This is a genomic window from Streptomyces sp. WZ.A104, from assembly GCF_002382885.1.
GTDB lineage: Bacteria > Actinomycetota > Actinomycetes > Streptomycetales > Streptomycetaceae > Streptomyces.
Genome location: NZ_NWVL01000033.1, coordinates 30,744 through 54,705 on the forward strand (window position 1 = coordinate 30,744; position 23,962 = coordinate 54,705).

Here is a 23,962-nt window from a genome sequence, read left to right on the forward strand (position 1 = left end):
CGGCCGATCGGAACTCAGCGCGGCTCGCCGGGTCCAGATGCTAGGTGTCGGAGTTCGCCGCGAGTAGCACGGGAATCAGCCTGATGCCCGGGGATTGCGGCAATCCGGGACAGCTTCCGCTCGGCGCCTCGCGGCGGGCAACGTAATCCACGCCCATCGCCCGGCGCTGCGCCCGGGGCGCATGGGGCGCACTACCAGAAGCTCCGAGTTCCACGAAAGCAGTACGACAGCAGCACGGCAGCGACAGCGAAGACAGTTCCGCGACACGTTCCACGTCCAGAAGGGACACGATTCCTGTGCGTACGAGAACCAAGCTGGCGGTCACTCTTTCCGCGAGCGCCATGGCCGTCTTCGGGCTGGCCGGTCCGACCTCCGCCTCGACCTCGCTCGACAGCACGATCGCCACCCAGGCGGAACAGGCCGGTCTCAACCAGAGCGAGGTCGCCGATCTGCAGAAGCAGATCGACGAGCAGATGGCCATCACCCCGGGCGGCAAGCAGATCGGCGTCAACCAGGTGTCCTGGCGTGACGGCAAGGCGATCATGACGTTCCCACTGCCGGGCGAGAAGCAGGCCCGGGCCGTAGGCGAGTCCGTGGGGACGCTCGGTACGGCGAACTGCAGCTACCTCTGGACGTGTCTCTACGAACACAGCAACTTCGACGGCCGTCGGCTGACCTGGTCGGACTGCGCGTTCCACGACCTCTCCACCTGGGGCTTCAACGACAAGACGTCTTCCTGGCACAACAACCAGTCCAGGGGCACCGTGACCAGGGTGTACAACTGGACCGGCTCGTGGACCCAGCTCTGGGCCTCCTCCGCCCCGGCGCAGAGCTCCTACGTCGGTAGCTCCAACAACGACAAGGCCGACGGCATCCGGGTCTGCTGACTTCCACCCCGGACCGCCTGTGAGACCGGCCCGGTCGCCCCCTACACCGTGCCCGGCGCGTCCTTTGCCGCGGCCTCCCGGGGGAACGGCGCGTCCGCCCGGTCGGCCCCCGCGAAACCCTCGGCGTGGACCGGCACCTGGGGGCCCGAGATCTCGTGCAGCCAGCGGGCCAGCACCCGGTGCACCGCTTCCGCTCCCACCAGCCCGCCGCCCGGTGGGGCGGGGTGCCCCTCGGCGGTCTCGGCGGCGACGATGTCGAGGGGGTCGGTCATGCCGCGCGGCCAGAGCAGGAACGGCCGGGACTGCTCGCCGCCGAGGCCGCCGTGCGAACCGATCTGTTCCTCGAAGGCGTGCACGGTGCCGGTGGCGGGGTCGTACATGGAGTTGACCATGACGTCCGCGACGTGCGGGAAGGTGTCCGTGCGGCGTACGGCGGCGGCCGCGCCGGTGCCGAAGTCCGCCAACGGGCCCTCGCCGTCACGAAGTTCGGAGACCGGGACCTCGGCACAGCCCGGCCCGAGCACCAGGGAGCCGTGCTCCTCGCTGCGGACGAGGAGGAAGCCGATCCCCGGGTGGTTGGCGAGCGTGGAGAGCAGCGCCGGGTGGCTGCGGTCGATCTGTTCGCGGGAGGCGCGGCCCTCGATGTCGGGGAAGGAGAGCAGGCCGAGGTTGCCGGAGGCCAGCACGATCGGGTCGGAGTGTCTGGCCGGGTGCTCCGCCTCCGGTTCCAGCTCCTCGGGCGGGCGGTGCAGGGCGATCCGTACCGCGTCGCGCGCCTCGGAGGCGCTGTGCGTGCCGCGGGCGCGGCGCGGCACGGGCAGTCCGCAGCCCGCCCGGACGAGGTCCTTGAGCGTGAGTCCGTACTTCCCGGCGAAGGTCTCGCCGGGGCTCTGGCCGTGGTCGGAGAGGAGCACGATCCGGTAGCTGCGCGGGGTGTGGTCGGCGATCTTGGCGATCAGCGCGAGGGAGCGGTCGAGGCGTTCGAGGACCTTCTCCGCGTCACGGCTGTACGGTCCGGAGTGGTGGGCGACCTCGTCGTAGGCGACGAGGTCGGCGTAGACGGCGGTGCGTCCGGCGAACATGTCGCCGAGCACGGCGGCGACGACCACATCTCGCTCCACGACGGTGGCGAAGGCACGGATGAAGGGGTAGAGGCCGCCGCGCTTGACCCGTGGGGTGATCTTCAGGGCGCGGGCCCGGGTCGACTGGCCGATCTCGCGGGCGACCTCGGCGACGAAGGAGAGGGCGGTACGGGTGGCGTTGGCCGGGTCGGAGAAGTAGGCGAAGTATCCGGCGCGGGAGCCGCGGCCCTTGCCGCGCCGGGCGGCCATCGAGAGCACCAGGGCGAGCTGTGCGGCGCCGCCGCTGAAGAGGTTGCCCCGGCTCGCGCCGTCGACGGTGAGCAGGCCGCCGTCGCGGGTGTGCGCGATGGCGCGGCGCTGCATTTCGAGGGCGCTCGCGGGGCGGCTGGAGACCATGACCGTTCGGGTCTCCTTCTCGTACCAGCGGAAGGCGGGCACGTCGTGGTTGCTGCCGTGCAGGATGGCGAGCTGGCTGGCGCCGGTCTGGCTGGACCAGTCGGTGCGCCAGAGGGTGAGGCGGTGTCCGGCGGCGTCGCCGAGCCAGTGGGCGACCGTCGGCATGAGCCCGTCGGCGGCTGCCTTGACCAGGACGTCGTGGCCGACGCCGTCGAGCTGGATGAAGACGGTGCCGGGCGGGCCGTCGCGGCCGTGGTCGGCCGGGGAGGGGCGGCCGCGTCGGCGGCGTCGGCGGTCGGCGAGGCGGGAGAGCCGGCGGCGGTAGGCCTCGTCGTCGCGGACGGCGAGGGCGGTGGAGGTGGCGGAGGCGACGGCGGACATGACGGCGGCGACGACGACCGCGGTCTCCGGGGCGGCGTCCCCGCGCCCGTCCGGGATCAGGCGCAGCGCGACCAGCAGCAGCGAACCGTTGAGGAAGAAGACGAGCGCGCCGAGGACGAGCGCGGGCACGATGAGCAGGGCCCGGACGAGCACGGGCCAGACCAGGGCGGAGAGCAGGCCGAAGGCGCCCGCGCCCCAGGCGGCGGTGAACGCGGTCCTGGTGATGGTGTCGCCGTCGTCGGACTGGAGCCGGAAGTCGGGCAGGATGCCGGCGAGCGCGAGCATGGTGAGGGTGGACACCGCCCAGACCACGGTGACCCGCATCAGGGCTCTGCCCGCCGTACGCCACTTTCCGTCACCCACGCCGGTCCACCTCGTGCCCTCTCAGCCGCGGGCCCGGCCGTCAAGGGCCCGTTCTCCAGCTTTTCACAGCGCCGGCCCCGGTCGGCGGCTTCCGGTCGGCGGCGCAACCGCACGGGGGGCGCATAGGCTCGTACGGGCAGCGCTCCCCCGCACGGGCGGCGGGGGCCGGACCGGGACACGGGGTCGCCGGGGTCGAGCAAGGAGGCGGACGTGCCGGTGGAGGTCACCTGGTGGGGTCATGCCACCTGCACGATCGAGGATTCGGGGGTGCGGGTACTGACCGACCCCCTGTTCGTGCGGCGCTTCGCGCATCTGCGCCGCCGCCGGGGCGAGGTGCCGCCGCCGCAGGCCGCGGTCGCAGAGGTGGTCCTGGTCTCGCACCTGCACTCCGACCACCTCCATCTGCCCTCGCTGGCCCGGGTGGCTCCCGGCACCCGGCTGATCGTGCCGAGCGGCGCGGTGGCGGCCGTGCCGGGTCTGCGGGTGCTGCGGCGGGTGCGGCGGCTGCATGTGACCGAGGTGCGGGCGGGCGAGGAGGTGCGGGTCGGCGAGGTGCGGGTGCGGGCGGTTCCGGCGGCGCACGACGGGCGGCGGCTGCCGGTGGGCCCACGCCGGGTGCCCGCGCTGGGCTATGTCGTCGAGGGCGAGGCGCGGACGTACTTCGCCGGGGACACCGGGCTGTTCGACGGGATGGCGGAGGCGGTGGGCGCGGTGGACGTGGCGCTGCTGCCGGTGGGCGGCTGGGGCCCCTACCTCGGGCAGGGCCATCTCGACCCGGCCCGGGCCGCCGAGGCGCTGACCCGGCTGGGGCCCCGGTCGGCGGTGCCGGTGCACTACGGCACGTACTGGCCGATCGGCCTGGACGGGGTGCGGCCGCACGAGTTCCACGCCCCGGGCGAGGAGTTCGTCCGGCACGCGGCGAAGCGCGCGCCGGAGGTGACGGTGCACCTGCTGGGGCACGGTGAACGGGTGCGGCCGGAGGCCGGCCGGTGATCGACGAGATCCAGACAGTGGCGCGGGAGCTGCCGCCGGAGTCGACACAGCAGGCGGTCGGCTACCCGACACTGTTCCTCCTGGTGGCACTGGGGTCCTTGGTGCCGGTGGTGCCGACGGGGGCACTGGTGAGTTCGGCGGCTGTGGTGGCGCTCCACCAGACGTCCCCGTTCGCGCTGCTCTTCGTGTTCGTGGTGGCCTCGGCGGCCGCGTTCCTGGGGGACGTCTGCCTGTACTGGCTGGGGCAGCGCGGGGTGCGGTCGAAGAACGGTTCGCGGTGGCTGGAGGCGATCACGCGGCGGGCCGCGCCGGAGCGGCTGGCCCAGGCCCAGGCGAAGCTGGACGAGCGCGGCGGGACGGTGCTGGTCCTGTCCCGGCTGATGCCGGCCGGCCGGATTCCGGTGATGCTGGCGTGCCTGCTGGGCCGGATGCCGCTGCGGCGGTTCGCCCGGGGCGATGTTCCGGCGTGTCTGGCCTGGGCGGCGACGTACCAGCTGATCGGCATCCTGGGCGGTTCGCTGTTTCCCGAGCCGTGGCAGGGGGTGGTGGCGGCGGTGGCCCTGACGCTGCTGATCAGCGGTGCTCCGGCGGTGTGGCGCAGGCTGCGGGCGCGGTTCGGCGACGGGACGGGAGGCGCGGCGGCCTGAGCGGGGACGGCGCTCGGGTCAGCGCAGTGCGCCGAGGGCCGTTGCGAAGGCGCTCAGTGCCCGCGCCACATGCGGCAGTTCCAGGGGCGCCGCTGAGGTGAGGGACTCCATCTGCTGCTGGGGGGTGGCTCCCAGCAGAGGGCCGGTGCCCAGCCGTACGCGCAGGGCGCCCAGTTCGTCGCCGAAGCGGTGGCCGCCCGGGGTCGGCGCGCCGAGGCGTTCGGTCAGGTACTCCTCCAGCTCCATGGAGTCGGTGACGCGGAGATCGGCCAGCCGGGAGCGCAGGGGACCCAGGTCGGCGTAGAGGTGGCGGCCCGCCTGCGGGGGGCGGGCGAGCGCGCCGGAGGCGAGGACCGCGCGGTGGGCGGCTGCGGCGACCTCGGCCTGGAGGGCGGCGGCCCTCGCGATCCGTTCCCGTACGGACTCCGGCTCGCCGAGGGCGTGGGCGGCTGCGGGTGCGAGCGGTCCGGCGACGAGGGCGCCGAGCGCGGTGAGGATGTCGAGGGTACGCGCGTGGCGCACGGCGGCCTTCGCGGTGTCCGGGAAACGGGCGACGGCGACCGGCCAGGCGGCGGGTGTGAGGGCCCCGGACAGGTCGGTGAGCACGGTGACGTCGTCGGGGCACATCTCGGCGGGGCTGAGCAGGACGGTGTCGCGGGGCCGGTGCACGGTGTCGCGCCAGGTCTCGTCGCTGATGATGTGCAGCCCCTCGCCGACGGCGGCCTCGCAGGCCTCGCGGACCAGTTCGGGCGGGGCGACGGTGGCGGTGGGGTCGTCGACGACGGACAGGAGCAGCAGCTTGGGCCTGCCGCCCTCGGCGCGTACCCGGCGGACGGTCTCCAGCAGGGCGTACGGATCGGGGACGCCGCCGCACTCGGCGGGGGTCGGCACGTGGTAGGCGGGCTGCCCGAGCAGCCGGGCCTGGGGCGTCCAGGTGGCCGGGCACGGGCGCGGCATGAGGACGTCACCGCCGTGTGCGCCGATCAGGGCCAGGAGCAGCGGCTGGGCTCCGGGGGCGGCGGCGATGCCGCCGACGGTCCCGTGCAGCCCGCGCCGGTCCCAGTAGCCCCGGGCCGCCTCCCGCAGCGCCGTCCCGCCGCCGGGGGGCTCGGCGCGGGTCCGTGTGGAGGCGGCGGCGAGGTGGGCGGCCAGCTCGGGAAGCACGGGCAGCCCGGGCTCGGGCGCGGACGGCCCGTACCGGACGGGGCCGTGGTCCTCGTGCGGGGGGCGGGGCCTCCCCCGGGCATCATCGGGCCCGCCGGGCGTGCGTTCCCCGTGCGGGGGGCGGGGGGTATCCCCGGGGCCGCCGGTGTTCTCGGTGCCGTTCATCCGTATCCGGCCCTCCTCCGCCACTCGCCCGTCGTTCGCCGCTCGCCCGCCACACGCCTGCCACTCGCCGCGCGCGTCCGCCGCCCGTCGCGCGCGTCCCGCCGCCCGTCCCTGCCGCTCGCCCGGAGACGGCGGGGCCCGTGGCCTCCGGGCCCTTTGTACCTCTGGGCCCTTTATACGGAGGTTCCGGGCCTGCCGCCCGCTCAAATCGGGCAGCCGTGCGGGAGGGGGGCCGGTCCGTGGGCCGTTGCGCCGGTCGGCGGAGGCGCGCGCTGCGGGTCTCAGCGCGCCTGCTGGTTCAGGGCAGCCGGGCCGGGTATTCGCTGAGCCATGCCGACACCGAGAACCTCACCCACCGCCGCCCCTGCCACTGCCCGGTTGCGGCACTGGCTCCAGGGCCAGGACCTGGCCGTGTTCCGGAGCGTCGCGGACCGGCACTGGCCGGGCGCCGATCCGCTGCTGCCCCGGCTGAGCCGGAGCGCCAACCACGGGCTGCTGTGGTTCGGGGCGGCGGCCGGGATCGCCGCTCTCGGCAGCAGTGCACGGTCCCGGCGGGCCGCGCTGCGCGGGATCGCGTCCCTCGCCGTGGCCTCGGCGGCGATCAACACCGTCGCCAAGGGCGCGGTGCGCCGCGAGCGGCCGATAGTCGATCTGGTGCCGATCGTGCGGCAGCTCAAGCGGCAGCCGGTCACCACGTCCTTCCCCTCCGGCCATGCCGCGTCGGCCGCCGCGTTCGCCACCGGCGTGGCCCTGGAGTCCCGGGGCTGGGGTGCGGTCGTGGCCCCGGTCGCGATGGCTGTGGCGGCCTCCCGCGTCTACACGGGGGTCCACTACCCGAGCGATGTCCTGGCGGGGGCGGCACTCGGCATAGGAGCCGCGTTCGCCCTGCGCGGAGTGGTCCCGACGCGGGGCCAGCTGCCCGCCCCCGGCCGCCCGCCCGGCGAGGCCCCGGCACTGCCCGGCGGGAAGGGCCTCGTGGTCGTGGTGAACCGGGAGTCGGGCACCGCCACCGCGACCGCGTCGCTCGTCCGCGAGGCGCTGCCCGCCGCGGAGGTCGTGGAGGTCGCCCCCGACGAGCTGCCGACGGCCCTGGACGAGGCGGCGGGCCGGGGTCGGGCGCTCGGGATCTGCGGGGGCGACGGCACCGTGAACCTGGCGGCCTCGGTAGCGGCGACGCACGGCATGCCGCTCGCCGTCCTCCCCGGCGGGACGCTCAACCACTTCGCCTACGACCTCGGCATCGAGACCGTCCAGGACACCGCGGCCGCCCTCACGGCGGGCGATGCGATCCGGGTGGACCTGGGCCGCTTCCGGCCGGGGCCGAAGGGGGAGGACGGCGCGGACGGCTACTTCCTCAACGCCTTCTCCCTGGGCGTCTATCCGGACCTGGTGCGCACCAGGGAGCGCTGGTCGCCCCGGATCGGCGGCTGGCCGGCGGGCGTGCTCGCGGCGCTGCACGTACTGCGCGGGCAGCGACCACTGGAGGCCGAACTCCAGGGACGCCGAAGGCCGTTGTGGCTGCTGTTCGTCGGCAACGGGCTGTTCCAGCGGGTGGGCCCCGCCCCGGGCCGCCGTCACAACCTGGCGGACGGGCTGCTGGACGTACGGGTGGTGCACGGCGGCCGGGGCCCCGCGCTGCGGCTGCTCGCCGCGGCGGTGGCGGGACCACTGACCCGCTCCCCCGCCCATGCGGCGGTACGTCGGCGGCGGGTGCGGATCGCCGGTCTGGCGCCGGGGACTCCGTACGCGTACGACGGTGAAGTAGCACGCTCCGGAACGGAGTTGACGGTCGACAAGCTGCCGGAGGCGCTGACCGTCTACTGCCCGATGCCGATCTGAGCCCCCGGACGAACAAGTCCATATGGCAAGACGCATATCTCACCATTCGGCATCTCCGCGTACGGTGGTGGCTGTCGCCGCACCCGTCGGCGCGAGGTTTTCGGGAGAGGACTCACCGTCATGCCGAAGGAGACCGCCGTGTACACGCACGGCCACCACGAGTCGGTCCTGCGCTCGCACCGCTGGCGGACCGCCGCCAACTCGGCGGCGTATCTGCTCGGTGAACTCCGCCCGGGCCTGGCCGTGCTGGACGTCGGCTGCGGCCCCGGGACCATCACCGCCGATCTGGCCGCCCTGGTCGCGCCGGGCCGCGTGACGGCGGTCGACACCGGTAGGGCCATCCTCGACCAGGCCGCCGGAGTGTTGGCCGAACGGGGCCTGGCCAACGTCGAGTTCGCGGTGGCCGACGTCCACGCCCTGGATTTCCCCGACGACTCCTTCGACGTGGTCCACGCCCATCAGGTGCTCCAGCACGTGGGCGACCCGGTCCAGGCGCTGCGCGAGATGCGGCGCGTCTGCCGGCCCGGCGGCGTGGTCGCGGCACGCGACAGCGACTACGCGGCGATGACCTGGTTCCCTGAGGTGCCCGGCCTGACCGAATGGCTGGACGTATACGGAAGGGTGGCCCGCGCCAACGGCGGCGAGCCCGACGCCGGACGCAGGCTCCTCTCCTGGGCGCGGCAGGCCGGGTTCACCGACATCACCCCGACAGCGGCCGCCTGGTGCTTCGCGACCCCGGAGAGCCGCGCCTGGTGGAGCAGGCTGTGGGCGGACCGTACGACGGACTCGGTCTACGCCGAACTGGCGGTGCGGGGCGGCCATGCGAGTGCCGAGCGGCTCACGGCCATCGCGGCGGCGTGGCGCGCCTGGGGCGAGGAGGGCGACGGCTGGTTCATGGTCCCGCACGGCGAGGTGCTGTGCCGGGCGTGAGGGCCCGGCGCGCAGCCGGGTGCGACGCCCCGGGGCGGCCGGGAGCCCGCGCTCCACGAGAGCGCGGGCTTGGCCGTTCCCCCGGCAGTCGGAGTCCGGCAGCCGGAGTCCGGCAGGGCAGAATCGATCACGCTCCCACCGGCCGCCAACTACCCTCGTGGTCATGGAGATCCTCGGAACCACGCTGCGTATCTGCGTCGACGACCTGGAGGCCGCGGTGGCCTTCTACGAGGGGCTGACGGGCACCCCGGCCCTGCGCTTCGAGCGCGGCGGGGTGTCGGTCGCCGCGATCGGCTGCTTCCTCCTGATGAGCGGGCCCGAATCGGAGCTGGAGGTGCTGCGCAAGGTGGGCGCGACCATCGCGGTGAAGGACGTCGACGAGGCGAACGCTGCGCTGACCCGGGCGGGCGCGCGGATCGTCGCGGGCCCGGTGCCGACCCCGGCCGGCCGCAACCTCATCGCGCTGCACCCGGACGGCTCGGTCTTCGAGTACGTGGACCGCAACGTCACGGCCTGACCCGGCCCTCACGGGAGCATGCCTGCCGTCACTTGCCCCGGCGGCGGAAGAGGTAGCCGCCGCAGACCCCGCCGATCAGGAACATGGCCAGCAGGGCGAACCAGAGGGGCATGGTCACCTCGGGGATCAGCACGCGGATGGTGACCTTCTTCGTGTTCACGCAGATGAACACGATGACGAGCACGACCAGCACGGAGACCGCGATGCGCCCGGGAGTGAACCATCCCGCGACGCGCCCCCTGCCGTTCGATACGTCCTTGGGGCTCATGGTCCGGCCCTTCCGCTCGCCCTGCGCCGTTCGGCCCGCCGCCCATCGCGCACGCGGCCGCCCCCGGAGCCCCAGCATGCCTGTCCGCCGGGCCCGGGGGGCGGTCCTGTACCGCCGTTCGGGTGAGCGGCGGTACAGCCGTGTCAGCCGGCCGGGACCACGGGCAGCTCCAGGACACCCGTGTCCTCGGGGGCATGGACCACGGTGACGGGCTTGATGCCCCGGTTGCCGAAGTACGCGGTGTCACTGGCGGCGATCACGAACTCCAGGCGGTGCCCCTTCCCGTACCGGTGGACGATGCCGGGCAGCTCGACCGTGAAGGGCCGGGTGACATCGGGGACCCGCACCGGGGAGACGAGCCGGTTCACGAGCTTGCGGCTGCCGTCGGGCGCGACGTCGTAGACCTTGGCGAACAGGACGAGCTTGTCCGAGGCGTCGCCGCTGTTCTGGACCCGTTCCGCCCTCGGGGAGACGACCTTCAGGGTGGCCTTCGGCGCGCCGACGACGTCGAGCGGCTCGGTGAGCGGTTCGCTGCGCCAGCCGAGGTAGGTGCCCTTGGTGTCGTACGGCTTGGGGTCGGGCAGTCCGATCAGCGGGGCGATCGAGCTCTCCGAGTGGCTGGTCGGCACCGGCCAGTTGACGTACTTGCGGCTGCCGCGCGCCACCTTGGAGCGGTTGTCGACGAGCTTGCCGTCGCCGGAGAGGTACATCGTCCGCGAGAGGTCCGGGACGTCGTCGGCGGTGCCGTAACCGCTCTGCCAGGAACGGTAGTAGGAGAACGCGGGTCCGGTGTCGGTGTCCGCCTTCCTGCGGAGGTGGCGGTCGAACCAGGCCAGAACCCGCTGCCCCACGTGACTGGTCTCCAGATTGCCCTGACCCAGGTCGAGTTCGCCGGGCACCTGGCCGCCGCTGTGCCCCCAGGACTGCCAGACCATCTTGGTCTCGGTGCCCTGCGCCTTGAGCGTCCTGTACGTGGCGGTGGCCTCGTTGAGGTTGAACAGGCTGTCGGCCTGGCCCTGGACGATCAGGGTGGGAGCCTTGACCCGGTCGAGGTAGGAGACGGGCGAGACACTGCGCGCGTAGGCGAGCATCGCCTCGGCCTTGTCGGCGGGGTAGCGACCGGAGTTGAGGAGACGGATCGTCTCGCAGGCGCGCGTGGCGAAGTGCAGGCAGTCCAGCCGGTTGATCCGGGACGGGTCCAGGCTCGGGTTCAGGAGCGGCTGGCCCTCGCCGATGAGGTAGAAGCCGTTGGCCCACTGCCACTTGAAGACGCCGGGCACATCGGAGGTGACGCCGGTGTGCGCCCCGGTGCCGTTGGGCGCGAGTGCGTAGGCGAGGTCGTTCCAGGTGATCAGCGGGACGAGCGCGTCGAGACGGGGGTCGACGGCGGCGGTGGCGAGCTGGATCGCGCCGCCATAGGAGCCGCCGATCATGCCGACGCGCGGGTCGCCGTCGGCGTCCTGGGTGACGAAGTCGGCCTTGGTGCCGTCGTCGGCCGCGCGGACGCCCCCGAGGAAGTCGAGGAGTTCGCTCGCCGCCCGCCCGTCGACGGCGGGGTCGTCCAGCGTGATCAGGCAGCCGGACTTGCCGAAGCCGAGGCCCGAGTAGACCAGGCCGACGTAGCCGCGCTCGGCGAAGGCCTTGCCGATGGCGTCGGTCGAGCCGTCGGACTTGCTGCCGCCGAAGCCGTTGGTGGCGAGGACGGCGGGAGCGGGCCGGTCCGCGTCGACCCCGGCGGGGCGGTAGAGATCGGCGTCCACCGCGCAGGAGCGGTCGCCCGCCTCGACGGTGAACGTCAGGGGGGTGACGGTGTACGCCGGGTCCGCCGCGGCACGGGCCGGGCCGGCGAGGGCCAGGGGGGCGACGAGAGCCGCCCCGGCGACGGCGACGAGCGGGGAGCGCAATCGGGAAACAGCACCTGACACGAGGACCTCCACACCGAGGTAACCTTACCGACCGGTAAGTATTGGGCCGCACTCATGCTGTGACACACGTCATAGCGGCGTCAACGCTTCTGTCAGTGGTTCTTGACGGATGTTCACGTTCTGCGCGCGGAAACACGCCAACTCCGCGCCCACACGGCCTGCGGCGCGGGCGCGGATACGACGGGTGGCCGAGGAGGCTCAGAGCAGGGCGGGGACCTCGACGGTCAGCGTGCAACGGCCGCCGTCCGACGGCGCGTTCAGCACCGCGGGCACGCCCAGGGGGATCGTCGGCGCGGCATACCCGTGCCCGAACCCCAGCTCCTCGGCCACGGGTATGCCGAGCGGCCCGAACCGGTCGGCGAGCACGGCGCGGACCTTCTCGTACGGTCCGCACTCCTGCCAGGACCCGCAGGCGATCCCGGCGACCCCCTCCAGGGCGCCGGACCGCAGCAGCCGGGTGAGGATGCCGTCGAGCCGGTAGGGCTCCTCCCCGGTGTCCTCGATCACCAGCAGCCCGCCCCGGGCCTCGGTGCGGCCGCCCGGGGTGCCGGCGGCGAGCAGGCTGACGCACCCGCCGAACGTGACGCCCCGCGCCCGCCCCGGGACCAGGGCGGCCGCCGTGTCCAGGCCGAGGGTGCGCACGGTCTCGGGCTCGAAGAGGGTGGCGCGCAGATGCTCCCGGGCCGCCGGGTCCTTCAGGAACGCGTCGGTGGCGACCATGGGCCCGTGCAGCGTGGCGAACCCGGCCCGCAGAGCGAACGCCTCGTGCAGCGCGGTGATGTCGCTGTAGCCGACGAAGGCCTTGGGCCCGGCGGCCCGGATCGCCGCCCAGTCGACCAGGTCGACCATGCGGTGCGCGCCGTACCCGCCCCGGGCGCACAGCACCGCGTCCACGGACGGGTCGCACCACGCGGCCTGAAGGTCCTTCGCCCGGTCCGCGTCCGACCCGGCGAGGTAGTCCAACTCCGGGTGTACGGACAGGACATGGGGGCCGATAACCAGGTCGAGGCCCCAGTCGCGCAGGATCGCGAGCCCCTCCTCCAGCCGGTCGGCGGGGACAGGACCGCTGGGCGCCACGACGGCGACCCGGGAACCGGGGCGCAACCGGGGCGGCCGAGCGAGGGGAGCCGCCGGGCCGCGCTTCTGGCGCGTCACGTCGTCAGCTCCAGTCGGGGCACGTCGGGGTGTTCGATGCCGAACGTCTGTGCGTAGAGGGAGAGTTCGGCCTCCAGCGCGCGGATCAGCGTCTCCGCGCGCCGGAAGCCGTGGCTTTCACCCTCGAAGGCGAGGTAGGCGTGGGCGATGCCCCGGCCCGCGACGGCGGCGAGGAACCGCTCGCACTGGGCGGGCGGGCAGATCACGTCGTCGAGGCCCTGGAGCAGCAGGAACGGGGAGGTCAGCCGGTCGGTGCGGTTGATCGGGGAGCGTTCGCGGTAGCGCTCGGGCACCTCGGCGTACGGGCCGACGAGGGACTCCAGATAGCGCGACTCGAAGTCGTGGGTCTCGTCGGTGGCCCACCCTTCGAGGTCCAGGATGGGGTAGATGATCGTCCCGCAGGCGTACAGGTCCGTGCCGGTCAGGGACGCGGCGGCGGTCCAGCCGCCCGCGCTGCCGCCCCGGATCGCGAGCCGGTCCGGATCGGCGGTCCCCTCCTCGACCAGGGCCGAGGCGACGGCCGCGCAGTCCGCCACGTCGACGACGCCCCACTCGCCGCGCAGCCGCTCCCGGTAGCGGCGGCCGTAGCCGGTGGAGCCGCCGTAGTTGACCTCGGCGACGCCGATGCCGCGCGAGGTGAAGTAGGCGATCTCCAGGTCGAGAACGAGCGGTGCGTGGCCGGTGGGGCCGCCGTGCGCCCACATGACGTACGGGGGCTTCCCGCCCTCGGGTCCGGTGCGGTCGGGGCTGTGCGGCGGGTAGAGGTGGGCGTGGATCTCGCGGCCGTCGGGGCCGGTGAAGGTGCGGTTCTCGGGCACGGGGTAGTAGGCCGGATCGACCGGGTCGCGGTGGGGTGCGCCGATGGTCCGGGTGTGCCCGGTGGCGGTGTCCAGCTCGATGACCTCGTAGCCGGTGCGGGGGCCGGCGGCGACGCCGACGACCAGGCTGCCGTGGACGGTGAGCGTGTCGGCCCAGGCGGTCCACGGGCCGGGCACGTCGGCGAGTTCACCGGTCTCCGGGTCGAGGATGCCCAGGCGGGTGGTGCCCTTGCCGTGCAGGACGGCGATCAGCCCGTTGTCCAGCGGGTGGAACCAGCGCAGCCCGATCTTCCACAGCGGCCCGCCGAACTCCTCGCCCCGGGGAGGCAGAAGGCGACTGCTGGGCACCACGCCACCCGCCACGGCGTCGGGGCGGATGCGCTGGAGCTCCCACCAGCCGGCGAGGTCGGAGACGAACAGGAGGCTGCCGTCGCGGTCCCACTCGATCTGGCAGACCGACTCCTGGACATCTCCCACCAGGGGCCGTACGCCGCCGAGTTCACCGGCCTCCGTGATCTCCGCCAGCATCACCACCGTGCCGTCCCAGGGCATCCGCGGGTGGTCCCAGGCGATCCAGGCGGCCCGCCGCCCGTCGTGGGAGATCCGGGGGCCGGTGACGAACCGGTGACGGCCGTCGGAGAGTTCGCGGATCGCCGAGCGGTCGTCGGCCGCCGAGCCGTCCAGCGGTACGGCGGCGAGGACCCGGCGCACGTCGGTCGGGGCGGGTCCGGTGAACTCCTCCAGCACACACCACACCTCCCCCTCGGCCCCTTGCTCCAGGCGCAGTTGGGGGTCGACCCAGCGCCGCCCCCCGCCGAGCTCCGAGACCGGGGTGAGCGGCCACGGCTCACCGGTCCCGTCGGGGGCGTAGGCGTACAGCCGCTGGTCGGTGAAGTGGACGAACACCACGACGAGTTCGCCGTCCTCGCGCACCGCGCCCGCCCAGGGCTGTCCGCCGTACTCGATGACCCGGCTGCGGGCGTTCCACGGGACGGGCAGCACCGGGGCGGTGCTGCCGTCGGCGCGGCGGCGCATCAGGGCGCGGCGACCGCCCTCGGCGGGGCGCGGCTCGGTCCACCACACCTCGTCGCCGACGGTGCCGAGATGGTCGGGCCTGCCGTCGTGCGAGGCGGCGAGGGCCGCGTCGATCGGCGACGGCCAGGTTCCGTACGGGGCTGCGGGCGCGGGCACGGTGTTCACGTCGGTCGGTCCCCCCAGGTGCGGTCAGGCGGTGCGCAGGTAGTGGTCGAGCACGCGGACGCCGAAGTGGAGGGCGTCGACGGGTACGCGTTCGTCGACGCCGTGGAAGAGGCGCTGGTAGTCGAAGCCGACGGGGAGCTTCAGCGGGGTGAAGCCGTAGCCGGTGATGCCCAGGCGGGCGAACTGCTTGGCGTCGGTGCCGCCGGACATGCAGTAGGGCACGGTGTGCGCGCCCGGGTCGAACCGCTCGACGGCAGCGCGCAGCTTGGCGTACGTCGGCGAGTCGATCGGGGCCTGGAGGGCCCCCTCTCGGTGGTGGAACTCCCAGGAGACGCGGGGGCCGGTGAGCCGGTCCAGGGTCGCCCGGAACTCGTCGTCGCCGCCGGGGACCGTGCGCCCGTCGATGAAGGCGGTGGCATGGCCGGGAATGACGTTGACCTTGTAACCGGCGTCCAGCATCGTCGGGTTGCTGCTGTTGCGGACGGTGTTCTCGACGAGGGCAGCGGCGGGGCCGAGCTTGCCGAGGAGCTCGGCGACGTCGAAGCCGGGGTCGTCGGGGTCGGCGGTGATGCCGTGCAGGGCGGCGATCTCGGTGATCGCGGCGCGCACGGTCGGGGTGAGGCGGATGGGCCACTCGTGTTCGCCGATCCGGGCGACGGCGGCGGCGAGCGCGCTCACCGCGTTCTCCCCGTTGACCTTGGAGCCGTGCCCGGCCCGGCCCTCGGCGGTGAGCTTCAGCCAGCCGGTGCCGCGTTCGCCCGCGGCGATCGGGTACAGCGAGAGGCCGCCCCCGGCGTGGAAGGTGAACGCCCCGGACTCGCTGATGCCCTCCGTGCAGCCCTCGAAGAGCTGTGCGTGCCGGTCGGCGAGGAAGCCCGAGCCGTCGGCTGCGCTGTCCTCCTCGTCGGCGGTGTACGCGATGACGATGTCGCGCCGGGGCCGGAACCCCTCGCGGGCCCAGCCGCGTACGACGGCGAGGACCATCGCGTCCATGTTCTTCATGTCGACGGCACCCCGCCCCCACACGACTCCGTCGCTCACCTCGCCGGAGAAGGGGTGCACGCTCCAGTCGGCGGGCTCGGCGGGCACCACGTCGAGATGGCCGTGGACGAGCAGCGCGTCGGCCGTCGGGTCGGTGCCGGGGATGCGGGCGACGACGTTGGTCCGGCCGGGGGTCCGCTCCAGCAGGGTCGGCCGGAGTCCGGCGTCCGCGAGCCGCTCGGCGACGTACTCGGCGGCCGGTCGCTCCCGGCAGTCGCCGCCGCCCCGGTTGGTGGTGTCGATCCGGATGAGCTCGGAGGTGAACGTCACCACCTCGTCGAGCGCCTGCCGGTCCACGGGACCGAGCCGGCCGGGGGCGTCAGCCATATTGTTCCTCCACAGCGGCCGACACGATCGTCGTCACCGCCTTGAACGTGCGAATTCCTTCGTACATCGTCGCGCCGGTGTACGCGACGCGCCTCTCGCCGGTCGCCGCCACACCGGGCACCACGGTCGCCGCGGCCGCCAGATGTTCGGCGTCGAACTCCAGCTCCACGGTGAACGTCCCCCCGGTGACGGGCTCCCGCCGCCCCGCGAGCGCGGTGGCGCCCTTCGCCGCCGCCCGGATGTCGGCGGCGGTACGGGCCGGGGTGCGGCACACCGCCGCGTAGCGGGAGACGTGGTCCTTGACGGCGACCTTGCGGGCGTCGGGGGCGTATCCCTCGGCGTCCACGCAGGTCAGGTCGTCGCCGGTGACAAGGATGACGGGGACACCGTACTCGGCGGCGACATGCGCGTTGAGCAGGCCCTCGCTCGCGCGGACCCCGTTGAGCCAGACGCCGGTGATGGAGTTGGCGAGGTAGGTGTGGGCGAGGACGCCCTCCGTGCCGGCGCCTGTGTGATAGCCGACGAAGGCCACCGCGTCCACGTCGCCGTGTTGGATGCCCTCCACCATGGAGAGCGACTTGTGTTTGCCGGTGAGCATCTGGACCCGTTCGTCCATGTGCTCCAGCAGCAGGTTCCGCATCGACCAGTGGGCCTCGTTGACCAGGACCTGGTCGGCGCCGCCGTCGTAGAAGCCGAGGGCCGCCGCGTTCACGTCGGAGGTGAACATCGACCGGCAGCGCTCCCACTGAGGAGTCCCCGGCAGCACGTCGGCCGGCCAGGTCACTCCGGTGGCGCCCTCCATGTCGGCGCTGATGAGGATCTTCATGCCGCCACACCGTACGCGCCGCGAGCGGCGTGGGCCAGGGAGATCCGGCTCGCCAGAGGTCCAGTCCGGCGAAGGTCCCTCCGCCGGTCCCTTTCCTGTCCGAGGCGTCGAACGCTTTCACCGGGGACCTGGAGCACGGTGGCCACCGGCGGGTACCCGGCGGTGGCCACGGTGTATTCGCCCGCCGACAGGTCGACGAACCGGAACGAGCCGTCGGGCCCGGTCGTGAGGGTGTCCACCGCATGGCCCGCCGCGTCGAGCAGGGTGACCCGGGTGTCCTCGACGCGGAGTCCGCCGGTGGCCCGGACGACGCCGCGCAGCACGGCCCCGCCCGCCGGCTCGACGTCCTGCCGGGTCTCGCGGGCGGCCTGCACGCTGAGCGGGGTGCCGTCGGCGGTGAGGACGGACCCGGCGAGGCGTCCCGCGCCGCCGCCCACCACGTACCGCTCCCCTCGTCGCGTCTGCGACGCCCGCTTCTCGCATCGTGCGGGCGAGGCGGGGTGAACGCGACGAGGGGCGTACAGGGCGCGCACGGAGGGCTCATGCGCCGGTGGGAGCCGCTACGGCGCACAACCGGCCGCCCCGGAAAACCACCCGTTCCGGTGAGGCCTGACTGTTCGAGCCCTGGTGCGGGGAGGACAGCCGCCCGGAACTACTTCTCGACCTCGGTGGCGAGGTTCTGGAGCAGCTCGTCGTAGATCCTGCCGAGGCCCTTGGGGGCGAAGGTCCGCTCGAAGAAGCCGCCGATGCCGCCCGCGCCGTCCCAGACGGTGGTGACCACGGCCTTGGACCTGCCCTCACCGGCCGGGGTGACGGTCCAGGTGGTGACCATGGAGGAGTTGCGGTCCTTCTCGACGAGCTGCCCGTCGGTCGGCTCGCTGACCTCCAGCAGGCAGTCCCGGACGCGCTTGCTGGTGGCCTGGAGCTTCCAGTGGACCAGGGTGCCCTCGCCGTCGCCGCCCTCGCGGACCTTGTACTCGCTGAAGTGCCCGGTCAGCACCTTGCCGCGGACGTCCTTGTAGTCGGCCAGCGCGTCGAACACCGCCTCCGCGTCCGCCGCGATGATCCGCTCCGTCGTGGCCTCGACCTGCGCCATGGCTGTTCCTCCAGCAGTCGGTGGTTCGGTGGGTGAGCTGAGCCAACCACCTCGGGCACAGCCGCTCAAAATCGGGGCCGACGGGCCGGTCCGCACGATCAAGGGAACAAGTGTTCTATTCTGTGGCCAGTGCTACCGAGGAGGCGTCCATGCGCTGGGACAATCTGGCCGAAAACCGCTCGACGGCCGGGAACAGCGCGCTCTTCGCCGCGGACGCGGTGACCACGCGCACGTTCGACACCCCGGAGTTCCGGGGCATCACCTTCCACGAGATCCGGGCCCGTTCGATCCTGAACCGGGTGCCCGGGGCTTCGCGGATGCCGTTCGAATGGACGGTCAACCCCTACCGGGGCTGCACTCACGCCTGCGTGTACTGCTTCGCCCGCAAGACCCACAGCTACCTGGACCTGGACACGGGCATCGGCTTCGACTCCCAGATCGTCGTCAAGGTCAACGCGGCCGAGCTGCTCCAGCGGGAGCTGGCCTCCCGGCACTGGCGGGGCGAGCACATCGCGATGGGCACCAATGTCGACTGCTACCAGCGGGCCGAGGGCCGGTACCGGTTGATGCCGGGCATCATCGCCGCCCTGCGCGACCGGGCGAACCCCTTCTCGATCCTGACGAAGGGCACGCTGATCCTGCGGGACCTGGAGCTGCTGCGGCAGGCGGCCGAGGTCACCGAGATCGGTGTCTCGGTCTCCGTGGGCTTCACCGACCGGGAGCTGTGGCGGACTGTCGAGCCGGGCACTCCCTCCCCCGAACGCCGCCTGGACGTGGTGCGGGCCCTCACCGACGCGGGGATCGGTTGCTCGGTCCTGATGGCCCCGGTCATCCCCTTCCTCGGCGACCGCCCGGAGCAGCTGCGCACCACCGTCGCCGCCATCGCCACCGCCGGGGCGACCTCGGTGACCCCGCTCGTCCTGCATCTGCGCCCCGGCGCGCGCGAGTGGTACCTGCACTGGCTCGGTCAGCACCATCCGCGGCTGGTGCCGCGCTACGAACGGATGTACGCGGACGGCTCGTACGCCCCCACGTGGTACCAGCGCCGGATCACCCGTCAGGTGCACGAGCTGGCGGACGAGTTCGGCATCGGACCGGCGCACCGCGGCGAGGCCCGCCGTATCGCTCCCGACCCGGCCCCGGCCGCCACCCCGGAGTCCGGCCCCACCCAGCTGACTCTGCTGTAACCCGGCCGCAGCCAGCCGGCCCTCTGTAGCCCGGGGCCTGCCGAGAAAGGCTTTCGCAGGGCCGATGGCGTGACCGTACGGGTCGACTCAGCCCGGAACGACCCCTTCCGGCGGCCGGTTCGGGGACCATGCGGCGGGGACCCGGTGATCCGGCGCCGCGTTCCCGTCACTCCCGGGAGGCCCCATGACGAAACGTGCAGGAATTCTTGTCGCCGTCGGCGCGACCGTCGCCGGTCTGCTGACCGCGGCGCCGGCCCCGGCCGCCGCCACCGGGGCGAGCACCCCGCCCGCCCCGCCGCTCAAGTGGACCGACTGCCCGACCGAGAACTACCCGAAGCTCCAGTGCGCGAAGGTCCGCGCCCCGCTGGACCACACCCGTCCGTCGGGCCGCCAGATCACGCTCGCGCTGTCCCGCGTCCGGCACACCGGGAAGGCCTACCAGGGCCCCCTGCTGGTCAACCCGGGCGGTCCGGGCGGCAGCGGTCTGTCGATGGCCGGGTTCGTGGCGTCCTCGCTGCCGAAGAAGGTCGCCGCCCAGTACGACGTGATCGGGTTCGACCCGCGCGGGGTCGGGAAGAGCACTCCGGCCCTGAACTGCCTGCCCGGGCACTTCGATCCGGTGCGCCCGGACTCGGTGCCGGACTCCTACCGCTCGGAGCGGATCAACCGCGACCGGGCCGAGGCCTTCGCCCGCGCCTGCGGCGAGAAGCACCGCGACGTGCTGCCGTACATGGACACGGTCAGCGCGGCCAAGGACCTCGAAGTGATCCGGCGGGCGCTGGGCTCCCCGCAGATCAACTACTTCGGATACTCCTACGGCACCTACCTCGGCGCGGTCTACGCCAAGCTGCACCCGGAGCGCGTGCGCCGCCTGGTCCTGGACTCCGTCGTCGACCCCGACGCGGTCTGGTACGGGGGCAACCTCGGCCAGAACTACGCGTTCGACGACCGCCACAAGGCCTTCGCCGCGTGGGTGGCGAAGCACCACGCCGCGTACCGTCTGGGCACCGACCCGGCCCGGGTCGAGGCCGCCTGGTACCGGATGCGGGCGGACCTTGCGCGCAAGCCCGCGGGCGGCAAGGTCGGCGCGAGCGAGCTGGAGGACACCTTCCTGCCGGGCGGGTACTACAACGGCTACTGGCCCTATCTCGCCGAGGCGTTCGCCGCGTACGTGAAGAAGCGGGACACCGAGGCGCTGGTCCAGGTGTACGAGAACTTCGGCGCGGTCGACGCGAGCGGCGACAACAGCTACTCGGTCTACACGGCCGTCCAGTGCCGCGACGCGGGCTGGCCCCGGCACTGGAGCACCTGGCGCAACGACAGCCGCCGCATCCACGACAAGGCACCGTTCATGACGTGGAACAACACCTGGTACAACGCGCCGTGCGCCGACTGGCCGGTGGCGCCGCTGCGTCCGCGTCCGGTCCACAACCGCGAGCTGCGCCCGGCGCTCATCCTCCAGGCCTCCGACGACGCGGCGACCCCGTACGGCGGCGCGGTCAGCATGCACCGCAAACTCAAGGGCTCCAGCCTCGTCGTGGAGGAGGGCGGCGGCAACCACGGCATCACGCTGAGCGGCAACGACTGCCTGGACCGGCATCTGACGGCCTATCTGGCCGACGGGACCGTTCCGCGCGGCCGGGGCGAGGCGGACGCGGTCTGCCCGGCGCTGCCGGACCCGAAGCCGCTGCCCGCCGAGAAGGCGACGGCCCAGTCGGTGGACAACAGCAAGGGCAGCCGACTGCACGGCCTGCTCGGCTTCCGCCGCTGAGCACCGACCGCTGACCCGGCGGCCCGCGGGAAGCGGTGGGCGGGATGCGGGGGAGGCGTGGACGAGGACGCCGGCATGAGGCGCTCCGCCGCTCCCCCGCACCCGCCCGGCGCCTCGCCCGCTGCGAGGCGTGGAGGACTTCGAGGCCGACGGGGCCATGGCGCCCGAGGCGCACCACGTCCGCCCGCTCACTCCCCCGGCAACCGGCTGAGCGCCTCCGCCGCGGCCCGGCCCAGCCGGGGGTGCGGGAGCGCCGCCGTGAGGACCGGGCGGGCCCGGTCGTCGCCGAGGTGGCCGAGGCCCTCGACGCAGGCCAGGGCGACGCGCCAGTGGGGCTCGCCGGGGGCCAGCAGCCCCTGGAGGGTGAGCACCAGGGCGGGGACCGACTCGGGGGCGCGCAGGGCGGTGAGCAGGCGGACCGGGTGCAGGGCGTAGGCGGTGCGCAGGGTGTTCGTGGCGAGGGCGGCGGCCGCTCTCGGGGTGCGGGGGTCGGCCAGGCGGGCCAGGGCGTGGGCGGCGGAGACACAGCGCTCGGGGTCGCGGTGGTTGAGCAGCAGCACCAGCGCCTCGAAGGCCCGCCGGTCGCCCGCGCAGCCGAGCCGGAACGCGGCCACCTCCCTGGCCCACAGGGGGCGGTGCGGTTCGACGAGGACGCGGGCGAGCTCCTCGGCGTCCTCGGTGGCGGCGAGCCGCCCGTACAGCGGCGACCCGTCGGCCTCGGGTTCCAGCCGGTCCATGAGCGAACGGAACTCCTCATCCATGACGCTCAGCGTAACGGCGGACACGCTGCGTGCGGGACGGCATCGACGGACCGGTGTGAGCCGGCGCACAAGCATCCAGGGGTGGCGCGCTCGTTACTCGCCGGTTAATCTCATCTGAGCGGGACACACTCCCCGCCGGCTCCGGTGGCCTGGTGACGCAGCCACCCGGAGTGCTTGTCGGTTCGGCAGTTTCTGTATGACGTGACTCCGGGACAGAGTCCGTCACCCCTCACGGCCTGGCGCGCGCTCGCAGCGCGTCGGCCCCGTGCTCCACGACACGCAGCTTCCGTACGCCTCGCGCCGCTCCCTCATCGCCGCGCGCGCCGTGCTCCCACAGTCGTCACTCACCCTGGAGTCCCGTGATGGACACCCCTCTCTCCACCATCGCCGTCGTCGGCCTCGGCACCATGGGCACCGGCATCGCCGAGGTCCTGGCCCTGGCGGGCCGCGAGGTCATCGGCATCGACATCAGCGAGGCGGCCGCCCGGCAGGCCATCGCCTCCCTCGAAGCGTCCACCGCACGGGCCGTGGGGCGCGGGCGGATCACCGAGCAGGAGCGGGCCGCCGCGCTCGCCCGGTTCCGTACGTCCGACGATCTGCGGGCCGCCGTCGATGCCGAACTGGTCATCGAGGTGACGCCGGAGACGTACGAGATCAAGCAGCAGGTGTTCCGGGAGCTGGACGCGATCGTCTCGCCCACCGCGATCCTGGCCACCGGCACCAACGCGCTGTCGGTGACCCGGCTCGCCGCCGAGTCCCGGCACCCCGAGCGCGTCCTCGGGCTGCACTTCTTCAACCCGGCGCCCGCGATGAAGCTGGTCGAGGTGGTCTCCTCGGTGCTGACCGCACCGCCCGCCGTCGAGGCCGTCACCAGGCTGGCCCGGGAGCTGGGCAAGGAGCCCGTCGCGGTCGGCGACCGGCCCGGGTTCGTCGCGGACGGGCTGCTGTTCGGCTACCTCAACCAGGCCGCCGCGATGTACGAGGCGAACTACGCCTCCCGTGAGGACATCGACGCGGCGATGAAGCTGGGCTGCGGGCTGCCGATGGGCCCGCTCGCCCTGCTGGACCTGATCGGCATCGACACCGCCCGCACCGTCCTGGAGGCCATGTACGCCGCCTCCCACGACCGGCTGCACGCCCCGGCCCCCGTCCTCGGCCAGCTCAGCGAGGCGGGCCTGACCGGACGCAAGGCGGGGCGCGGCTTCTACACGTACGACGCCCCGGGCGGACAGACCGCGGTGCCCGACGCCCTGACCCCTTCGGCGGAATCGGCCGCCGGAGCCGGGCGCGCAGTGGCCTCCGTCGGCGTCGCGGGCTCCGGAACGATGGCCTCCGGGATCGCGGAGGTGTTCGCCAAGGCCGGGTACACCGTGGTCCTGGCGGCCCGCGGCCAGGAGAAGGCGGACCTCGCCAAAGGCCGGATCGCCAAGTCGCTGGAGCGATCGGTGTCCAAGGGGCGGCTGACCGCCGAGGCCCGGGACGAGACGCTGGGCCGGATCACGGCGGCCGGTTCGCTGGACGCGTTCGCCGAGGTCGACCTCGCGGTGGAGGCGGTCGCGGAGGACCTGGAGATCAAGCAGCAGCTGTTCGCCACGCTGGACAAGGTCTGCCGGCCCGGCGCGGTGCTCGCCACCACCACCTCCTCACTGCCGGTCATCGCCATCGCCCGGGCGACCGCGCGGCCCGCGGACGTCATCGGGATGCACTTCTTCAACCCGGCGCCCGCGATGAAGCTGGTCGAGGTGGTCCGTACGGTCCTGACCGCCGACGATGTGCACGCCACGGTCCGTACGGTGTGCACGAAGATCCGCAAGCACCCGGTGGACTGCGGGGACCGGGCCGGGTTCATCGTGAACGCGCTGCTGTTCCCGTACCTCAACAACGCGATCAAGATGGTCGAGGAGCACTACGCCTCGCTGGACGACATCGACGCGGCGATGAAGCTGGGCGGCGGGTACCCGATGGGCCCGTTCGAGCTGCTCGACGTGGTCGGCCTGGATGTCTCGCTGGCCATCGAGAAGGTGCTGCACAAGGAGTTCCGCGACCCGGGCCTGGCCCCGGCGCCGCTGCTGGAGCACCTGGTCGCCGCGGGCTGCCTCGGCCGCAAGACGGGGCGCGGCTTCCGCGAATATGCCCGTCGCTGACCCGGGAGCCGGGTGGGGCGGGCTGCTGGGACCCTCCGGCGGCCCGCCCCCGAAGGCGCGCTCTCCTGCACCGATGCGT

General features: G+C 73.4%; 19 protein-coding genes and 1 pseudogene. 9 read left to right on the top strand and 11 right to left on the bottom strand.

Features of this window, described 5'->3' with window-relative positions:
- Positions 1–296 precede the first annotated feature (296 nt).
- Positions 297–887 (top strand): peptidase inhibitor family I36 protein, encoded by a 591-nt coding sequence (locus CIB93_RS19040; RefSeq protein ID WP_257002254.1) that lies wholly within the window; start codon positions 297–299, stop codon positions 885–887.
- 41 nt (positions 888–928) lie between these two features.
- Here the strand turns inward: CIB93_RS19040 and CIB93_RS19045 are convergent, their stop codons facing one another.
- The gene (locus tag CIB93_RS19045) at positions 929–3,109 is read right to left on the bottom strand and encodes a phage holin family protein (RefSeq protein WP_096628292.1); all 2,181 of its coding nucleotides are present in this window, start codon (positions 3,107–3,109) and stop codon (positions 929–931) included.
- Positions 3,110–3,319: 210 nt separating this feature from the next.
- Between CIB93_RS19045 and CIB93_RS19050 the strand changes: the two genes are divergently transcribed.
- Positions 3,320–4,102 (top strand): MBL fold metallo-hydrolase, encoded by a 783-nt coding sequence (locus CIB93_RS19050; RefSeq protein ID WP_179500161.1) that lies wholly within the window; start codon positions 3,320–3,322, stop codon positions 4,100–4,102.
- Entirely contained in the window at positions 4,099–4,749 is a 651-nt protein-coding gene (locus tag CIB93_RS19055; protein WP_096628294.1) for a DedA family protein, read from the top strand. Before CIB93_RS19050 ends, CIB93_RS19055 begins: the two co-directional genes overlap by 4 nt.
- Positions 4,750–4,767: 18 nt before the next feature.
- On the opposite strand, the gene CIB93_RS19060 is transcribed toward CIB93_RS19055, so the two are convergent.
- On the bottom strand, positions 4,768–6,078 hold the full coding sequence (locus CIB93_RS19060) for an aminotransferase class I/II-fold pyridoxal phosphate-dependent enzyme (protein ID WP_257002255.1): 1,311 nt from the start codon (positions 6,076–6,078) through the stop codon (positions 4,768–4,770).
- Positions 6,079–6,408: 330 nt separating this feature from the next.
- Here CIB93_RS19060 and CIB93_RS19065 point away from each other — a divergent pair, with 330 nt between their 5' ends.
- The 3 genes from CIB93_RS19065 (at position 6,409) to CIB93_RS19075 (ending at position 9,364) form a co-directional block, all read left to right on the top strand.
- Positions 6,409–7,917 carry a bifunctional phosphatase PAP2/diacylglycerol kinase family protein gene (locus tag CIB93_RS19065; protein WP_096628295.1) on the top strand — a complete coding sequence of 503 codons (1,509 nt, stop codon included), beginning with the start codon at positions 6,409–6,411 and terminating at the stop codon, positions 7,915–7,917.
- A gap of 120 nt (positions 7,918–8,037) precedes the next feature.
- Positions 8,038–8,847: a class I SAM-dependent methyltransferase gene (locus CIB93_RS19070; RefSeq protein ID WP_096628297.1), complete on the top strand. Its 810-nt coding sequence runs from the start codon at positions 8,038–8,040 to the stop codon at positions 8,845–8,847.
- A gap of 163 nt (positions 8,848–9,010) precedes the next feature.
- Positions 9,011–9,364, top strand: coding sequence for a VOC family protein (locus CIB93_RS19075; RefSeq protein WP_096628358.1), 354 nt, complete (start codon positions 9,011–9,013; stop codon positions 9,362–9,364).
- Positions 9,365–9,392: 28 nt separating this feature from the next.
- On the opposite strand, the gene CIB93_RS19080 is transcribed toward CIB93_RS19075, so the two are convergent.
- The 8 genes and pseudogenes from CIB93_RS19080 to CIB93_RS19115 form a co-directional block, all read right to left on the bottom strand.
- On the bottom strand, positions 9,393–9,632 hold the full coding sequence (locus tag CIB93_RS19080) for a LapA family protein (RefSeq protein WP_096628298.1): 240 nt from the start codon (positions 9,630–9,632) through the stop codon (positions 9,393–9,395).
- Between the two features lie 143 nt (positions 9,633–9,775).
- The gene (locus CIB93_RS19085) at positions 9,776–11,536 is read right to left on the bottom strand and encodes a CocE/NonD family hydrolase (protein ID WP_096628300.1); all 1,761 of its coding nucleotides are present in this window, start codon (positions 11,534–11,536) and stop codon (positions 9,776–9,778) included.
- Between the two features lie 219 nt (positions 11,537–11,755).
- A complete protein-coding gene (locus CIB93_RS19090) occupies positions 11,756–12,712 on the bottom strand; it encodes an LD-carboxypeptidase (RefSeq protein ID WP_096628301.1) in 957 nt (318 codons plus the stop codon).
- Entirely contained in the window at positions 12,709–14,730 is a 2,022-nt protein-coding gene (locus CIB93_RS19095; RefSeq protein WP_096628303.1) for a prolyl oligopeptidase family serine peptidase, read from the bottom strand. The genes CIB93_RS19090 and CIB93_RS19095 overlap by 4 nt, the downstream gene beginning before the upstream one ends.
- A gap of 24 nt (positions 14,731–14,754) precedes the next feature.
- Positions 14,755–16,098, bottom strand: coding sequence for a M20/M25/M40 family metallo-hydrolase (locus CIB93_RS19100; protein ID WP_096628304.1), 1,344 nt, complete (start codon positions 16,096–16,098; stop codon positions 14,755–14,757).
- The gene (locus CIB93_RS19105) at positions 16,091–16,924 is read right to left on the bottom strand and encodes a M55 family metallopeptidase (RefSeq protein WP_096628306.1); all 834 of its coding nucleotides are present in this window, start codon (positions 16,922–16,924) and stop codon (positions 16,091–16,093) included. The genes CIB93_RS19100 and CIB93_RS19105 overlap by 8 nt, the downstream gene beginning before the upstream one ends.
- A 119-nt stretch (positions 16,925–17,043) precedes the next feature.
- Positions 17,044–17,364: pseudogene (locus CIB93_RS19110) on the bottom strand (carboxypeptidase regulatory-like domain-containing protein); the annotation flags it as partial.
- Positions 17,365–17,576: 212 nt separating this feature from the next.
- Positions 17,577–18,020, bottom strand: coding sequence for an SRPBCC family protein (locus tag CIB93_RS19115; RefSeq protein WP_096628307.1), 444 nt, complete (start codon positions 18,018–18,020; stop codon positions 17,577–17,579).
- A gap of 149 nt (positions 18,021–18,169) precedes the next feature.
- On the opposite strand from CIB93_RS19115, the gene CIB93_RS19120 reads away from it, so the two are divergent.
- The gene (locus tag CIB93_RS19120) at positions 18,170–19,207 is read left to right on the top strand and encodes an Rv2578c family radical SAM protein (protein ID WP_096628309.1); all 1,038 of its coding nucleotides are present in this window, start codon (positions 18,170–18,172) and stop codon (positions 19,205–19,207) included.
- A gap of 184 nt (positions 19,208–19,391) precedes the next feature.
- On the top strand, positions 19,392–20,978 hold the full coding sequence (locus CIB93_RS19125; protein WP_096628311.1) for an alpha/beta hydrolase: 1,587 nt from the start codon (positions 19,392–19,394) through the stop codon (positions 20,976–20,978).
- A 188-nt stretch (positions 20,979–21,166) separates the two neighbouring features.
- Here CIB93_RS19125 and CIB93_RS19130 read toward each other — a convergent pair whose 3' ends face one another.
- Positions 21,167–21,739 (bottom strand): adenylosuccinate lyase, encoded by a 573-nt coding sequence (locus CIB93_RS19130; RefSeq protein WP_096628312.1) that lies wholly within the window; start codon positions 21,737–21,739, stop codon positions 21,167–21,169.
- A 362-nt stretch (positions 21,740–22,101) separates the two neighbouring features.
- Between CIB93_RS19130 and CIB93_RS19135 the strand changes: the two genes are divergently transcribed.
- Entirely contained in the window at positions 22,102–23,883 is a 1,782-nt protein-coding gene (locus CIB93_RS19135; RefSeq protein WP_096628314.1) for a 3-hydroxyacyl-CoA dehydrogenase family protein, read from the top strand.
- Positions 23,884–23,962: the final 79 nt, after the last annotated feature.

Bases quoted from the DNA above. Each gene is read 5' to 3' on its own strand.
- CIB93_RS19130 (WP_096628312.1), bottom strand. From the start codon at position 21,739: ATGGATGAGGAGTTCCGTTCGCTCATGGACCGGCTGGAACCCGAGGCC.
- CIB93_RS19125 (WP_096628311.1), top strand. From the start codon at position 19,392: ATGACGAAACGTGCAGGAATTCTTGTCGCCGTCGGCGCGACCGTCGCC.
- CIB93_RS19105 (WP_096628306.1), bottom strand. From the start codon at position 16,924: ATGAAGATCCTCATCAGCGCCGACATGGAGGGCGCCACCGGAGTGACC.
- CIB93_RS19120 (WP_096628309.1), top strand. From the start codon at position 18,170: ATGCGCTGGGACAATCTGGCCGAAAACCGCTCGACGGCCGGGAACAGC.
- CIB93_RS19135 (WP_096628314.1), top strand. From the start codon at position 22,102: ATGGACACCCCTCTCTCCACCATCGCCGTCGTCGGCCTCGGCACCATG.
- CIB93_RS19065 (WP_096628295.1), top strand. From the start codon at position 6,409: ATGCCGACACCGAGAACCTCACCCACCGCCGCCCCTGCCACTGCCCGG.
- CIB93_RS19070 (WP_096628297.1), top strand. From the start codon at position 8,038: ATGCCGAAGGAGACCGCCGTGTACACGCACGGCCACCACGAGTCGGTC.
- CIB93_RS19080 (WP_096628298.1), bottom strand. From the start codon at position 9,632: ATGAGCCCCAAGGACGTATCGAACGGCAGGGGGCGCGTCGCGGGATGG.
- CIB93_RS19075 (WP_096628358.1), top strand. From the start codon at position 9,011: ATGGAGATCCTCGGAACCACGCTGCGTATCTGCGTCGACGACCTGGAG.
- CIB93_RS19060 (WP_257002255.1), bottom strand. From the start codon at position 6,078: ATGAACGGCACCGAGAACACCGGCGGCCCCGGGGATACCCCCCGCCCC.
- CIB93_RS19115 (WP_096628307.1), bottom strand. From the start codon at position 18,020: ATGGCGCAGGTCGAGGCCACGACGGAGCGGATCATCGCGGCGGACGCG.
- CIB93_RS19100 (WP_096628304.1), bottom strand. From the start codon at position 16,098: ATGGCTGACGCCCCCGGCCGGCTCGGTCCCGTGGACCGGCAGGCGCTC.